At 33.8% G+C, this 14231-nt stretch carries 17 protein-coding genes; 3 read left to right on the forward strand and 14 right to left on the reverse strand.

Features of this window, described 5'->3' with window-relative positions; translation table 11 throughout:
* The first annotated feature begins 1 nt into the window (after position 1).
* Positions 2 to 931, forward strand: a complete 930-nt coding sequence (locus MV589_RS00915; RefSeq protein WP_297431166.1) for a calcium/sodium antiporter — start codon at positions 2 to 4, stop codon at positions 929 to 931.
* 4 nt (positions 932 to 935) lie between these two features.
* On the opposite strand, the gene mrdA is transcribed toward MV589_RS00915, so the two are convergent.
* The 14 genes from mrdA to MV589_RS00985 are packed head-to-tail and all read right to left on the reverse strand — an operon-like array spanning position 936 to position 11800.
* Complete coding sequence (mrdA, locus tag MV589_RS00920; RefSeq protein ID WP_297431168.1) at positions 936 to 2723, reverse strand: penicillin-binding protein 2; 1788 nt, start codon at positions 2721 to 2723, stop codon at positions 936 to 938.
* Positions 2720 to 3172 carry a hypothetical protein gene (locus MV589_RS00925; RefSeq protein ID WP_297431170.1) on the reverse strand — a complete coding sequence of 151 codons (453 nt, stop codon included), beginning with the start codon at positions 3170 to 3172 and terminating at the stop codon, positions 2720 to 2722. The genes mrdA and MV589_RS00925 overlap by 4 nt, the downstream gene beginning before the upstream one ends.
* Positions 3139 to 3600 (reverse strand): N-acetyltransferase, encoded by a 462-nt coding sequence (locus MV589_RS00930; protein WP_297431172.1) that lies wholly within the window; start codon positions 3598 to 3600, stop codon positions 3139 to 3141. The genes MV589_RS00925 and MV589_RS00930 overlap by 34 nt, the downstream gene beginning before the upstream one ends.
* Positions 3590 to 4207 carry a ribosome biogenesis GTP-binding protein YihA/YsxC gene (yihA, locus tag MV589_RS00935; protein ID WP_297431174.1) on the reverse strand — a complete coding sequence of 206 codons (618 nt, stop codon included), beginning with the start codon at positions 4205 to 4207 and terminating at the stop codon, positions 3590 to 3592. Before yihA ends, MV589_RS00930 begins: the two co-directional genes overlap by 11 nt.
* A gap of 3 nt (positions 4208 to 4210) precedes the next feature.
* Complete coding sequence (gene lptA, locus MV589_RS00940) at positions 4211 to 4684, reverse strand: lipopolysaccharide transport periplasmic protein LptA (protein ID WP_297431176.1); 474 nt, start codon at positions 4682 to 4684, stop codon at positions 4211 to 4213.
* Positions 4684 to 5205: an LPS export ABC transporter periplasmic protein LptC gene (gene lptC / locus MV589_RS00945; RefSeq protein WP_367271548.1), complete on the reverse strand. Its 522-nt coding sequence runs from the start codon at positions 5203 to 5205 to the stop codon at positions 4684 to 4686. The genes lptA and lptC overlap by 1 nt, the downstream gene beginning before the upstream one ends.
* 7 nt (positions 5206 to 5212) lie before the next feature.
* The gene (locus MV589_RS00950; protein ID WP_297431178.1) at positions 5213 to 5707 is read right to left on the reverse strand and encodes a KdsC family phosphatase; all 495 of its coding nucleotides are present in this window, start codon (positions 5705 to 5707) and stop codon (positions 5213 to 5215) included.
* On the reverse strand, positions 5704 to 6276 hold the full coding sequence (gene hisB, locus MV589_RS00955) for an imidazoleglycerol-phosphate dehydratase HisB (protein ID WP_297431180.1): 573 nt from the start codon (positions 6274 to 6276) through the stop codon (positions 5704 to 5706). Before hisB ends, MV589_RS00950 begins: the two co-directional genes overlap by 4 nt.
* Before the next feature lie 4 nt (positions 6277 to 6280).
* The gene (locus MV589_RS00960; RefSeq protein ID WP_297431182.1) at positions 6281 to 7093 is read right to left on the reverse strand and encodes a septal ring lytic transglycosylase RlpA family protein; all 813 of its coding nucleotides are present in this window, start codon (positions 7091 to 7093) and stop codon (positions 6281 to 6283) included.
* A complete protein-coding gene (locus MV589_RS00965) occupies positions 7086 to 8303 on the reverse strand; it encodes a lytic transglycosylase domain-containing protein (protein ID WP_297431183.1) in 1218 nt (405 codons plus the stop codon). Before MV589_RS00965 ends, MV589_RS00960 begins: the two co-directional genes overlap by 8 nt.
* 24 nt (positions 8304 to 8327) lie before the next feature.
* Complete coding sequence (locus tag MV589_RS00970; RefSeq protein WP_297431185.1) at positions 8328 to 9122, reverse strand: TatD family hydrolase; 795 nt, start codon at positions 9120 to 9122, stop codon at positions 8328 to 8330.
* The gene (locus MV589_RS00975) at positions 9112 to 9288 is read right to left on the reverse strand and encodes a hypothetical protein (protein WP_297431187.1); all 177 of its coding nucleotides are present in this window, start codon (positions 9286 to 9288) and stop codon (positions 9112 to 9114) included. Before MV589_RS00975 ends, MV589_RS00970 begins: the two co-directional genes overlap by 11 nt.
* On the reverse strand, positions 9276 to 10820 hold the full coding sequence (locus tag MV589_RS00980; protein WP_297431189.1) for an AAA family ATPase: 1545 nt from the start codon (positions 10818 to 10820) through the stop codon (positions 9276 to 9278). Before MV589_RS00980 ends, MV589_RS00975 begins: the two co-directional genes overlap by 13 nt.
* A gap of 11 nt (positions 10821 to 10831) precedes the next feature.
* Positions 10832 to 11800, reverse strand: a complete 969-nt coding sequence (locus tag MV589_RS00985; RefSeq protein WP_297431191.1) for an integron integrase — start codon at positions 11798 to 11800, stop codon at positions 10832 to 10834.
* A 472-nt stretch (positions 11801 to 12272) separates the two neighbouring features.
* Here MV589_RS00985 and MV589_RS00990 point away from each other — a divergent pair, with 472 nt between their 5' ends.
* Together MV589_RS00990 and MV589_RS00995 are read left to right on the forward strand one after the other, a co-directional pair.
* A complete protein-coding gene (locus MV589_RS00990) occupies positions 12273 to 13454 on the forward strand; it encodes an MFS transporter (protein WP_297431193.1) in 1182 nt (393 codons plus the stop codon).
* A gap of 226 nt (positions 13455 to 13680) precedes the next feature.
* Positions 13681 to 14088, forward strand: a complete 408-nt coding sequence (locus MV589_RS00995; RefSeq protein WP_297431195.1) for a PaaI family thioesterase — start codon at positions 13681 to 13683, stop codon at positions 14086 to 14088.
* Positions 14089 to 14231 lie beyond the last annotated feature (143 nt).

Genomic DNA, 14231 nt, shown 5'->3' on the forward strand with positions numbered 1-14231 from the left:
TATGGATTATATGATTTTTATAGTTGCTATGGGTGCGCTTATATATGGTGCAGATTTTATTATAAAAGAGTCGGAGCGTATTGCTCTTCATTTTAACATTTCGCACTTTGTCATAGGTGCGACGCTCGTTGCGTTTGGAACATCCCTTCCTGAGATGGCAGCCTCTATGATGGCCGCGTCAGAAGGTAAAGTGGATATGGCTGTTGCCAATGTTATTGGTAGTATTATTTTTAATACTGCATTAGTTTTAGGCATAGTATTTATGATTGCAAAATCAATGATGCCAGATAGAGATCTATTTTCAAAAGATAGTGCTTGGGTTATTGTCCCCGTTGTTGTCTTTTTGGTTATGATTCAAGATGGTGTCATTAGTAGAGCAGATGGTTTTCTTTTTTTACTTATGATGGTCTCTTATCTATTCTTTTTATTTACAAGTAATAAAGATGAGCTTGAGGGTGAACTTGATGAAGATTTGGAAAAAGAAAAATTTCAATGGGGGAGAGCTATTTTACTCCTTGGTATAGGATTTGCACTTACAATTGGTGGTGCAAACTTTGTCGTTGAAAGTGGTACACATATTGCAAGACACTTAGGTGTTAGCGAGTGGATTATTGGTCTATTCCTTATTTCATTAGGTACTTCACTGCCAGAGTTAGTTGTCTCTATTGCTGCTGTAAGAAAAGGGAATGCAGAGATGAGTATAGGAAATATCATCGGCTCAAATGTAGCAAATTTTTCTATGGTTTTAGGTGGTTCTGCACTTATTCGACCACTTACTGTAGATTTAGCTGCCGCAAGATTTGATATAATCATTTTAGTTGCCGTCTCTGTTACACTTCTTTTTATCCTTGCAAACAAACTTTACAACAAAGCTGGTGGTATCTTTTTACTTACTCTTTTAGTGCTTTTTGTAAAAAATTCTTTCAATTAAAAGTCTATCTCTTTTTAATATATCCAAGCTCTAAGAGCTTGTCATATATTTTAGAGACAATGGCACCTGCTGCTGAACCACCATGTCCACCATGTTCTACCATTGCTGTTACAATGTATTGAGGATGTCGATAAGGACCATATGTTGTAAACCAAGCATGCGAACGCCTATAATAAGAGAGCTCATGTTCTAACTTTCTCTTTTTAATATCTTGTTTAATTCCAACAACTTGTGCTGTACCTGTTTTTCCTGCTATTGTTATTTTAGAATTTACATGGTGTACTGCTGTCCCATGTGGCGCATTACAGACTTCATACATTCCTCGGCGTATAATTGGTAACCTTGCTTTTTCTCTTGGTGTAAGAACATCTCTACTAATCTCTTTATATGGCTTGTTCCCAATCATATAAGCAAGATGCGGCGTTGGTAATCTTCCCGTGGCAATCAGTGCAGTTTGCTGTGCAATTTGAAGAGGTGTAACCAGAAAATATCCTTGACCAATGGAAGTGTTTAATGTTTCACCTTTGTTCCATGATTGATTATACTTTTTTCTCTTCCATGCTCTTGAGGGTACAACACCTATAAATTCATTTGGCAAATCAATACCCGTTTTATGACCAAGGTTATAGCGTAACAATCCCTTACTCATCTTTTTTATACCAACCTTTAAACTACCTTCATAAAAATAGACATCACAACTCTCCCGTATAGCTTTGACCATATTTGTCTCTTTATGTCCATGTTTTTTCCAACATCTAAATATTCTTTTTCCAAGAGGAATAGAACCAGAACAGTAGACTTTATCACTGGAGTGTATGCCATTTACAAGATAAACTAAACCTAAAGAGGGTTTAATAGATGAACCTGGAGGATAAAGACCATGTATAAGTTTATTTGTAAATGGATGGTCAAGACTTGAAGCCATAGAATTATACATCTTGTAAGACATTCCTGATACAAACATATTTAGGTCATAATTTGGAAAACTTGCTGCAGTAAGAATTGCTCCATGTGTGTCCATGACAACCACTGCACCAACTAAGCCTTTAAAAAGTTTTGTAATATATTTCTGCAGTTCTATGTCAATTGTAAGTTTTAGTCTCTTGTTCTCACTAGGTGCTTTATAACTAAGTTCTGCTACTTCTCGATTGTTTGCATTAACTTGTATCTCTTTTTCCCCAGGTGTTCCTTGCAGATAAGAGTTGTAGTATTTCTCAATTCCAGTTTTACCAGTATAGCCAATAAGGTCAATAAATCTATCGTGTGCTATATCTTTTTCATTGGCACGAGCAACATATCCTATCATATGTGCTGCAATATTTTTGTATGGGTAGTAGCGTTTTGGAGCAGACTCAACTTTAATATTTTTTCGTAAATTTAGCTGCGTATATACAGGCATAATCTCTTTGTAGGGAATATACTCTACAACTTTAATAAATTCATGATTATAAAAAGAGTCCTTTTTTTTGTATGCTTTAATAATATCTTTGATATTTAAAGATGGTAGAGTTTTATGTAAAAATGAAATGGTATTTTCAAACTTTTTTCTATTTTTCTTTAAAAGCAAATGTGGTGCTAACTCTATTTTAAATCCAAGTTTATTGATGGCAATAGGACGATTTTGGATATCTACAATTTCACCACGAATTGGTGCTATTTTTTCATGCTTTATTGTGTTGTTTTGAGAGAGTGTTTTATAGTAGTCATTGGACTCTACAGCAAGTAAAAAAACCCTTACAATAAGCGCCATCCAGATAGAAGCAAAGAGTAAAATAATGAATTTTATTTTCATATTAAGCTCACTAAGAAGAACTCAATTACTATATAGTAAACTATATAGTAATTTATATGCTCTGCAGGGAGTAAAAATATTTTAGAGAGTAACATTAAAAAGAGGTAATACCCTACATATGCCATAGTCACATACATGATTCGTATGCAAGAGTAGCAGTTGAAACTCTGTTCTATTTTAGGGAGTAAAAATTTTGCGGCGATATAAAAGTAAAAGATACTACTAAAAAATATATATCCGTGATTTGCTTCAAAAACAAGAAGTGCAAATGAGATAAGAAGTAAATACAAAACATCTTCTCTCTCTAAAGCTCGAATAAAAAGAACAAATAAAACGCCAAGAAGAGGTGGTAAAAAAGGGTAGATACTACTCAAAGAACTATATAACACATAGAGTGCTACATAGCCAAATGATTTTACAACTCTTTGATTAGTGATACTTCGTTGCATATGGGAAAGTGTTTACATTTTATACAGTCTGCCCAAATTTTATGTTCAGGAAGTGACTCTTTTGGAATTTCTACAAAACCGAGACGCTCAAAAAACGACTGCTTGTAGGTTAAACTAAGAACTCTTTTAAGACCTAACTCTTCACCCTCTTTCAAAGTATGATTTACCAGTTTTTCTCCTATCTTTTGCCCTCTAAATCCATCTTTTATAATGAGCGAGCGTATCTCCCCCAGCTCTATAGTGTGAATGTGTAAAGCTGCAAAACCTACTAATTCAGCACCAACATAAGCTAATGTATATGAGCGTATATTGGTTGCAACTTCATCACTGTTTCTCTCAAGTATAACGCCGTTTTCAACTTCAGGATATATAAGCTCTTGCATCTCTTCTATATTACTTAACTTTGGTTTTAAAAATTTAATTTGCATCTTCTTTCTCTTTTAAAATATCATAAATCACTTTGACTATTTTATTCATTCCTCTTTTTTTAGAGCTTGAGACCATCAGAGCATTTGGAAATTCACGTCTCAGTGCATTTTGTTCTTTCTGGTTAAGTTTATCTATTTTTGTAAATATTTGAATAATATACTGGTTCTCTTTTATATTATGGAGTAAAAAATCACTCACTTGTGTATCTATATCTAAATGAGGATGACGACAATCAATAAGATGAATAAATATTTTAATTTCATCTCTTTTTGAAATATAATCAGTAAGATTTTTCTCCCATTCATGTTTCATAGATTTTGCAACTTTTGCATATCCAAAACCAGGAAGGTCAACAAATTTAGCTATAAGTTTCTGTGATGTATCTCTATCTATAAAAGTAACATCAAAGTAGTTGATTAGCTTTGTTTTTCCAGGAGTTGAAGAGACCTTTGCAAGTCCTTTATGATTTGTAAGCGCATTTAAGAGTGAACTTTTTCCCACATTTGAGCGTGCCATAAAAGCCACTTCATTTTGTTCTTCACCCTCAGGCGCTGCGTTTACATTGGGAGCTGAAGTAATGAACTTTGCATCTACTATTTCTACCATCATCTATTCCTTATTGTCTTTTATATCAAATATCATAATAACAGGTTCAGTTTTCACACCTTTTGCAGATGCTTTGCCACTATCAAGTGCAAGTGTCACTTCATCACCAATAATCTCTTTTTTCTCATTCACTTGCTTAAGATTTACATTTCCATAAAAATAATACTCTTTTTCTTTTGGCACATAAACAACTCTGTTTGCTTTTCCCTCATATTTTGCACCTTTTTTCGTCTCTATTTTAAAAGAGACAGCACCAACAGCTACAAATTTTGTAGGTTGATTTTTCTTGTTGGTATATATGGTAACTTTTGAGGCATTAAGCTCATCATTACCTTTTTTCATTCGCACATGACCACTAAAGACAGACAAGCCTTTTTGCTCATCTGCACTAAAACTATTTGCTTTTATTTTCAACTCTTGTGCAAACGCAGTCAATTGTAAAAACATCATTATTAGTAAAACATATTTTATTATCATTATTTTCCCTCTTGTAATTGGTAAATTGCATCTATATCTTTTGAGTAAACCCTATTAAGATTGTTATTATATTTGATATAACTTCCCTTTACTACATTTTTTCCAATATTGGCAGTATATCCAACATTACTAACGGCTTGGGAAGTTTTTTTATTATATACAAGTTTTTGTGTAGAAAATTGAAAACCATTATCTCTACTATAAATAACATTACCTTCCAAAGTCACTATATCATTTTTATATATTCCCTTTTGTGCTTGCATATTTGCTATGTACTTTGGAGATTTATCGGTATAGTCAATATCTTTAACTATAAACCTATCATCATATTTTGTGCCACTTGAACCAAGCATATATGTTTGCAATCCAAAAGGTGTAAACTCATACATAGTAAAGTTTTTCAACTCAAGTTGTGGTACATCCACAAAATGTTGCTCTTTTAATTTCAGAGGTTTAAAAAAGAGAAAAATCATTAAAAGACCACTAAAAACAAAGGTTAAAAATATATTGATATTAATAATCTACCCCTTATATCCAAACAGAAAGAAACAGGTCTCTTTGCGAATTGTCATCTACTATAAGATCTATCATTTCGCGCACTGCACCTTCCCCTCCATTTTTTTTAAGCACGGTATCTACTATCTCTTTTATTTCACTTACTCCGTTGTTTGGAGTAAAACTTTTTCCTGCTAAACGCAGCATATTAAAGTCATTAAGATCATCACCTATTACAGCAACTTCATCGAAATCAATGTCCAGTTTTTCCACAATCTCTTTTAAAACGCTCTGTTTATCATTGATTCCTTGGTACAGATGTTGCACGCCAAGTTCTTCAGCACGCTTTTGTACAATTTTAGATTTGCGACCTGTAATAATGGCAACATGATTTCCCATTTTAATCCATGTGGCAATACCAAGACCATCTTTAACATTAAAAGCTTTACTCTCTATCCACTCAGCAGAGTAAAAAAGTGAACCATCCGTTAAACATCCATCAACATCTAAAACTAAAAGCTTTATCATAGTACATCTTTTGTGCTTGGAATTCCCACTCTTTCATTTGCAGCAGTTGCACGTCTAATGGCAACTGCCACTGACTTAAACGCAGCTTCTATAATGTGATGTCTGTTTTTTCCGCGCTGCCCTATGATGTGCATACTAATTTTTGCATTAAGCGCTAAAGCTCTAAAAAACTCCTCTACAAGTTCACTGTCAAACTGCCCTACTTTTCCATCTACATTAAGTTCATAAACCAAAAATGGACGGTTGCTTAAATCTAAATCACATGAAACGCAGGCTTCATCCATTACGATATTTGCACTTCCAAAGCGTTCCATATTTTTTACAGGGTAAATCGCTTGCGCTAAAAGAGAGCCTATAACAATTCCAACATCTTCAACACTGTGATGATCATCAATATGAGTATCACCCTTACAAAGTACATTCAAATCCATTAGAGAGTGCTTGGTAAAACTCTCAAGCATATGATCTAAAAATCCCACACCAGTATCTATATTGCTTTTACCCGTTCCATCTAATTTAAGTGAAACTGTTATATCTGTCTCTTTTGTTGTTCTTGTTTTTGTTATCATATTTTTAATCCTCTTTTACTATAAATGCGTGTTTAAATATACTGTTAGCCTTATAATCTCTAGCCTCTTGCTCACTTTTAAATCCCTCAAGCCATACTTTAAAGAGTCGTCCATTATCACTCTGTACATCTTTTATTACAGTTGTGTAACCATCTTTTTTATCATACTTTTCTTGAGTTAAAATAGCACCGCTGATGTTTACAAAAGAGGCTATTTGAATAGCATAACCACTTACTTCTACACTCTTTGGTGATTTTTTAAGTTGTTTTTTTGTCGGAATTGTACGGCTTCCCTTGCCAGCAAAACCTAAGACTTCAAGAGTTACGGGAGCAGTTCCCGTTCCTATCATACCTATTTTTGATGCTGCAGCTTTTGAAAGGTCAATAATTCTCGTTGCAACAAAAGGACCACGGTCGTTTATTCGCACAACTGCACTTTTACCATTTCTTCTATTTGTCACACGTACAATAGTATTCATCGGCAGTGTTTTATGTGCAGCAGTCATATCCCACATATTGTATCGCTCACCATTTGAAGTAAGTTTTCCATGAAAGTTAGGACCATACCAGCTTGCATTTCCATGAAACTCATCACCGACATTTACAACTGTAGGATGGTATCTAATACCTCGAACAACATAAGGACGCATTGTGGCATGTGCATACTTTTTTTTATCCAAATGTGCAGCATAGGCACCGCTATCATCAACATACTCATGTACTGGAGTATTGTTCCCATGGTATGCACCTGGTCCTCTTGTACTACATCCTGCAAGCAGAAGTAATGATACAGCAGAAAAAACTATAACTCTATTCATAAAGTTTCAACCTATCACCAACTCTTATCATAGAGCCTTTTATATTATTTCGTGCTCTTAAGTTCTTTAAACTAATATGGTGGGCTTTAGCTATAGAAAGCAAAGAGTCCCCTCTCTTTACCATATAATAGTATCTTTTATTGAACTTCAGCTTCCTACTTCTCGCTATTGGTATAATTAATTTTTGTCTAACATGCAATATATTTGAATGTAAATGGTTAAAATCTTTTATAATTTTGTACGAAACTCCATACCTTTTACCGATACGGCCAAGACTATCACCATTCCTTACAATATGAATTTTATATATATTTCTGCTAGGAGTATCATGATATTTTTGTTTAAACTCTGCCAATTTAATATAGGGAATATATATATTATATCCTTTTGCATAAGGAGGAGCAAAATCATAATTAAGTTGCCTGTTTAACTTCTTTAACTCTTTTAAAGGAATATGAATTATATGAGATAACCTACTTAAAGATGCACCAGGTGCTACTTTTACAGTAGAAATAGAGTAGGCATCAGCACGATTTAAAAGGTATTCATATTCACTATGCATAAGAAACTGTTCATCACTTCCAATAAGTGCGAGTGCAACAATTTTACGAATATAGTTACGGCTCTCCTTAGGAATATATCTCTTTTTTTCATTAAGTAAAATAGATAATTTATCTGTTCCTGCTCTTTTAATAGCTTTGTTGAGTGTCCCTCCTCCACAATTGTAAGCAATAGCTGCAAGGTACCATTTTCCAAATCTTTTATGCAAAGTAGAGAGGTATTTTGCTGCTGCTTCAGTTGATTTTACAAGATCGCGTCTCTCATCAACATATTTATCAATTTTCAAATGGTAGAGTTTTGCTGTTCGTGGCATAAACTGCCAAAGCCCAACGGCTCTTTTGTTTGAGTAAGCTTTTGTTTGAAAATTTGATTCAGCCATTGCAAGATATAAAAACTCTTGTGGCACATCATATTTAGAGAGTATATTTTTAATAGCAGGAATAAAAAGATACGCTTCATTCATAGCACGAAAAAAATGCTTGTGTCTCTGAATCGTCTTCTCTTTCATTTTATTCATAATCGGATCATAAAGAAAAGTAGGCTCAATGTCAAATGAACTCAAAAGCGACAACTCTTTGTTGGAGTTTGTATCATATGTCAAATTAGCATATAAAAAAATTGGAAAAAATAGTAAAAACAAATATTTCAAAATAGATAATTCCTATAATTAAATTTATGCTATTTTATCTAAAAATCCATTAAAAAAAAGTTTTAGAGCATTTTTAGTAGTTAAATCTTCTACTTCTTGACGTGGCATTTCTAAAAGTTCAGCCATCTTTTGCGCAACAAATGTTGTATAAAAAGGCTCATTTCTCTCCCCTCTATGCGGAACTGGGGTTAAATATGGTCCATCTGTTTCTATGATGAGCTTCTCTTTTGGAATACGCGGTAAAATATTTACAAGTTTTTTGGCATTTTTAAAGGTCAGAACCCCTCCAATGCCAAAGTAAAAATTCTCATTTGCTAAACTCAGAAGTTCATCATCGGCATTAAAACAGTGCAACACACCGCCAACCTCTGCTGCGTTTGCATCTAGGAGTATCATCTTTGCATCATGCGAAGCATTACGGATGTGGATTATAAGCGGCTTTTTATACTGCTTCGCTATTTCTATCTGCGCACGAAAAACCTCTGCTTGTCTCTTTTTCTCCGCTTCTTGCTCTTCATCACTTCCCTCAAGTCGGAAGTAGTCCATGCCGCACTCACCGATGGCAACACACTTTTCATGCTCCACATACTTTGCAAACTCCAGACCTACAAAACCATCCATATCATAAGGATGCACCCCTACAGCAAAGTAAACATCATCATAACGCTCGGCTATTTCAATGGCTCTTGGAAGCGTAGAAGGGTCAGCCCCGGGAATAATGAAACGCTGCACCCCACCCTCTCTCGCACGGTTTAAAACTTCATCCAAATCATCTGCATATCTTTCATCATCAAGATGAATATGTGTATCAATTATCATCTTTTTTCTTTCCTTCTCTCATCTTTTTAACATAGAGTATGTTGCGCACCATTAATACTATAAAAATGAGTGATACAACAACAGAACCACCTGCAAGTAAAAAGTCACCTGAATGATAAAAGTTGTAGGCTAAGAAAAGCCCCAATATCGAGATTACAAAGCACATCTGTTTGCCTCCAAAAGCTCATGAGCAAACTTTTTTGCCTCTTGTGAAATATTTTCACCGCTGATGATTCGGGCAATTTCATTCACTTTTTCATCAAAGTTCAACTCTTTTGTTTTTGAAATAGTACCATCTTTATAGACCAAAAAGTGTTGATCTGCTGTAGAAGTGAGCTGTGGCTGGTGAGAAATGACAAAAATTTGGAAATGTTTAGAGAGCTGTTTAAGCACTTTTGCCACGCTCATAGACTCTTCACCACTTAAGTTTGCATCTATTTCATCAAGCATTAACACCCCGCCATTACTACTCATAAACTCCGACTTCAACGCTAATATGGCTAAACGTAGCCTGTTAAACTCACCTGTAGAGATTTTTGAGAGTGGCGTTGCGTTTAGCTTTATGTCAAGTTTGTCCACACCAAGAGGAGTAAAAGAAGTTTCACTCAACTCTAAACTCGCATCACGCAAATAGAGACTTTTAAGGTAAGCATTTAACTCCTTTTCAAACGCAGTGAGTGCTTTTAAACGCAGCTCTGTCATCTCTTTTGCATTGTTAGTTATGCTTTGTAAAAGTTGCTCATACTGCTCTTGCAAGGCACTCTTTTCAAGCTCTATGTTCTCATACTTTGCAAGTTCTATCTCTTTTTGCTTTTTGTACTCTAACGCCTCTTCAATGCTGCCATACCTGCGTTTAAGCCCGCTCAATGCCTCAATGCGGTTAAGCACCTCTTCGACATCCACTTCATCAAGCGCAGAAAAACGCTCTTGCGCACCATCGAGCACAGAACGCAGCTCGTTCATAGCATCATCAAAGAAACTGCTCTGCGCATCAAGCGAATCAAGTGCAGATGAGACTAAATGCTCATAATTAAATATCTCATTTGCCCCCTCAATAGCTTCTAAAACCTTCTCTTTTTTAGAAAGCTCCTTTTTTATCTTCAAAAGTTCTTCATCTTCGCCCACACTCGGGTTTATTTCAGCTATTTTGTTTATCTCAAACGCAGCGAACTCTTTTAACTCTACTATTTTCTTCTCTTCTTCTTCTATTGCGTTTAGCTCTCGTTTTACATCCAAATATTCTCTAAATGCAGTGCTATATGACTCTTTTAGCTTTAAAAATTTACGGTTTTTTAGCCCAATACGTGCATCTAAAATGCCAAGCAGATTTTCATTTTTAAAATCACTAAAATCTTTCAAACTCAAATGACGTAAATAGTTCGATGCAACACTGTTCATCGCTTTTTTAGAGAGACTTTGGTTGTTTATGAAGTAGCGTGACTTCTCTTTTTTAATGTGTTTAAAGACATTTATCTCATCATTTTGGATGCCGCAGCTATCTTCGTCTATCTCCCACGTGACACTAGACTCACACACAGCAGCATCACAAGTAGCCCCGCCAACAGAGGAGAGAATGGACTCCATAAGTATGGACTTCCCACTCCCACTAGGACCCGTAAATACAACAAGCCCGTTTTTAAGCTCAAGCTCACTCTCTTTAAAACTAAGGTAATCTTTTAAGTAAAATCTCTCTATCATTTTTTTGCCTTTTAAAAGTCTAATGGACTTATGAGTTTTGCTTTGTTTATTTCAGCTATAACATGGGTATAAATCATAGTTGTCTCTACCGATTTATGTCCTAAAAGTTCTTGAATACTTCTTAAATCTATACCAGCTTGAAGAAGATGAGTAGCATAACTATGTCTAAATATATGTGAAGTTACCCGTTTATTTAAGTTGGCTTTTTGTGCAGCTACTTTTATGTTTCTACTAAGTGTTTGTGGATGTATATGATGTCGTCTTGTTGATTTACTTCTTGGATCTTTAGATAGATTTGTCATAGGAAAAAGATATTGCCATTTTGTTTCAGATTTTGCATTTGGATATTTCTTTTCATAAGAAAATGGCAAATAGACACTTCCAAATCCATCACTTAAATCTTTTTTATGTATCTCTTGCACTCTTTTTACTTGAACTTGTAATTCATCTTTTAGTTTTATAGGTAGAGGTATTGTTCTATCTTTCAATGATTTAGAATCCCAAATATATAACTTATCAAATCCAAAATCAATATCTTTTAAGCGAATATTTAAAACCTCGCTCATTCTAAGACCACAACCATACATAAGCATTACTATAAGTTTATATATTCCACTTAAATTTTGTAATACTTCTTTTACTTCATCTTTTGTCAACACAACAGGAATATGTTTTCTCTCTTGTGCTCGAAGTGCTTGAATATTCCATTTTGTACTATCAATGCCTAACACCTCTTTATATAAAAACAATATAGCATTAAATGCCTGATTTTGAGTAGTAGGACTTACATTTTTTTTAGTAGCTAAAAAGGTTAAATACTCTTCAATCTCTCTCTTAGCCATTTCAACAGGATGTTTTTTATTATGAAAAAAGATATACTGCTTAATCCAATAAATATAGGTCCTTTCAGTAGAATAACTATAGTGTTTAAAACGAATTTTATCACGAACTATATCCAATAATTTTTTCTTAATTTTCATAAACATCACCTCCCCAATTAAGTAACATTTTGTATGTTATGTAAGATATTTAACAAATAACATACAAAATGTTCTGTTATTATCATATAAGACACAAAACACACACTTTATTTTTAAGAATAATAATCTAAATAATCATAATTCTTTAAAAATATTGCATTTTGTCATCTTTTTAAAGAAATTACTGAAAATAACATTTATTTTATGTGTGTGTTATTGTTAATCTTTTAAGGTTTTTATAATATAATGCGTGTTTATAAATAGTTGTAAGTTCCCGCGGAGCGGAAACTTACAACGGCGAAGCTGAGCTCTAAACGAGCCACCAACCTTTTGTCGTATTCCGCTACGCTACATACAACAAAAGGCAGGAGTCTCACATCAATGTCTCTTCCAGAAAATCGCAAGCGAATTTTCCGAAATACACATTAATGAAGCTCAGCTTCGCCGTTATGCTACAAAAGGACAAACACTCATGATAAAAATATCTATTACTCTTTTCTTTGTAGTATCCATTATATTTTCAACAATATACACTCCACAAGCTATATTACCCACATTAAAAGAAGTTTTTGATATTGATATTACAAAAACCAATACTTTACTTTCAGGTATGATATTTACTTTGATGATAGCAACACCATTTTATATTTTGGCTTCTAATAAGTGGCAAAGAAAAAAGATTATGATATTTTCAACTTTTTTTCTTTTTCTTGCAGTAAGCATATCAGCAGTTGCAACAAATTTTTATATTTTATTATTTAGCAGAATTTTACAAGGTATATTTATACCAGGTATCACAGCCATTATGCTATCTTATGTTCAAGATATTTATCCTGATAAACATAGAGGTTTAGGTATGGGAATTTATATGGCAGCCACAAGTTTTGGAGCAGTCATAGGAAGATTATTAGCAGGTTGGATTACATCTTTGTATTCTTGGAGGATTGCATTTGCAACATTTTCTTTTTTATTACTTATAGCTTTGATAGCGATGATATATGCTTTGCCATCAGTTAAAAAGAGCATAACCAAAAAGATTATAAATAAAAAAATGATTTTTAATTATCTTTTTGATTTTAAGATTTTATCCATTCTTATCATTCCATCCGTAGTCTTTTTTTCATTTATGGCAATAACTACTTTTGCCACATATTATCTATCTAAACCTCCGTTTAACCTTTCATCAGCTCAACTTGGAAATCTCTTTTTAGTTTTATTGGTAGGTGTTTTTATCAGTCCTATTGTAGGAAAATATTCAGATAAAATCGGAAGAGTTAAGATTTTATTTTTTGGAATATTTGTTTTAATTATCGGAATACTTCTTAGCTTAATCCAATCATATATTTTCGTTGTTATCGGCATAGGCTTGGTTACGGTCGGTATGTTTTCAGTTCAATCAGTTGCACCAACTTATTTAGGAGATTTAGCACCAAATGATAAAACAACTGTGGCAATATTGTATCAAACATTTTTCTATTTAGGAGGAGCATTGGGAACATTACTTCCTGCTCTTGTATGGAAAAATTATCAATATGAAGGTGTTTCAATTTTATCAATTTTATTACTTTTGGTTGGTATAATGCCTTTAACTTTTACAATGAAAGCAAAAAGCATAACAAGTTCGAGGAGAGGAATAAATTACCCTGACGGCTAATTTATTCCTCTCGATAATCGTTGTAAGTTCCCGCGGAGCGGAAACTTACAACGGCGAAGCTGAGCTCTAAACGAGCCACCAACCTTTTGTCGTATTCCGCTACGCTACATACAACAAAAGGCAGGAGTCTCACATCAATGTCTCTTCCAGAAAATCGCAAGCGAATTTTCCGAAATACACATTAATGAAGCTCAGCTTCGCCGTTATCTCACAAAGGAATATAAATTTGAAAGCAACAGACATCCCATTTGTTAAGCATATTGAAATTAAAGAACAAAACAATGAGTTATCATTAGATTTTAAAAATGATGTATTAAACCATATAGAAACAATTCATGCAGGTGCTCAATTTGCATTAGCAGAAACACAAAGTGGTCTTCATCTTAAAAGTCTCTTTCCAGAGCTTGAAGGAAAAGTCATACCTGTTCTTAGAGATGCTCAAATTAAATACAAAAAACCTGCTAAAGAGAAAATTATTGCTTTTTCATCAACAGATGAAGAAGCTGTTATTATATTCAAATCGCAATTTGAAAAAAAAGGCAGAGGTTCACTTCAAATTGAAGTTAAAATAAAAGATATAAATGATGTCTTAACTTGTCAAGCTACTTTTACTTGGTTTGTTCAAGTACTTTAAAGAGATAACAAAACAGAGAGACTGTGAACTTAGTCCAATTCGTCCCTGATTTAGCTAAGTTTTTTAGCTGATTTTTTACAAATATCTCATCTTTTTTGGGATATTTTGCAAAAGTAGAAATATCTTTAAAAAATAGCCCAAAT

The organism is Sulfurimonas sp., from assembly GCF_026991475.1.
GTDB lineage: Bacteria > Campylobacterota > Campylobacteria > Campylobacterales > Sulfurimonadaceae > Sulfurimonas.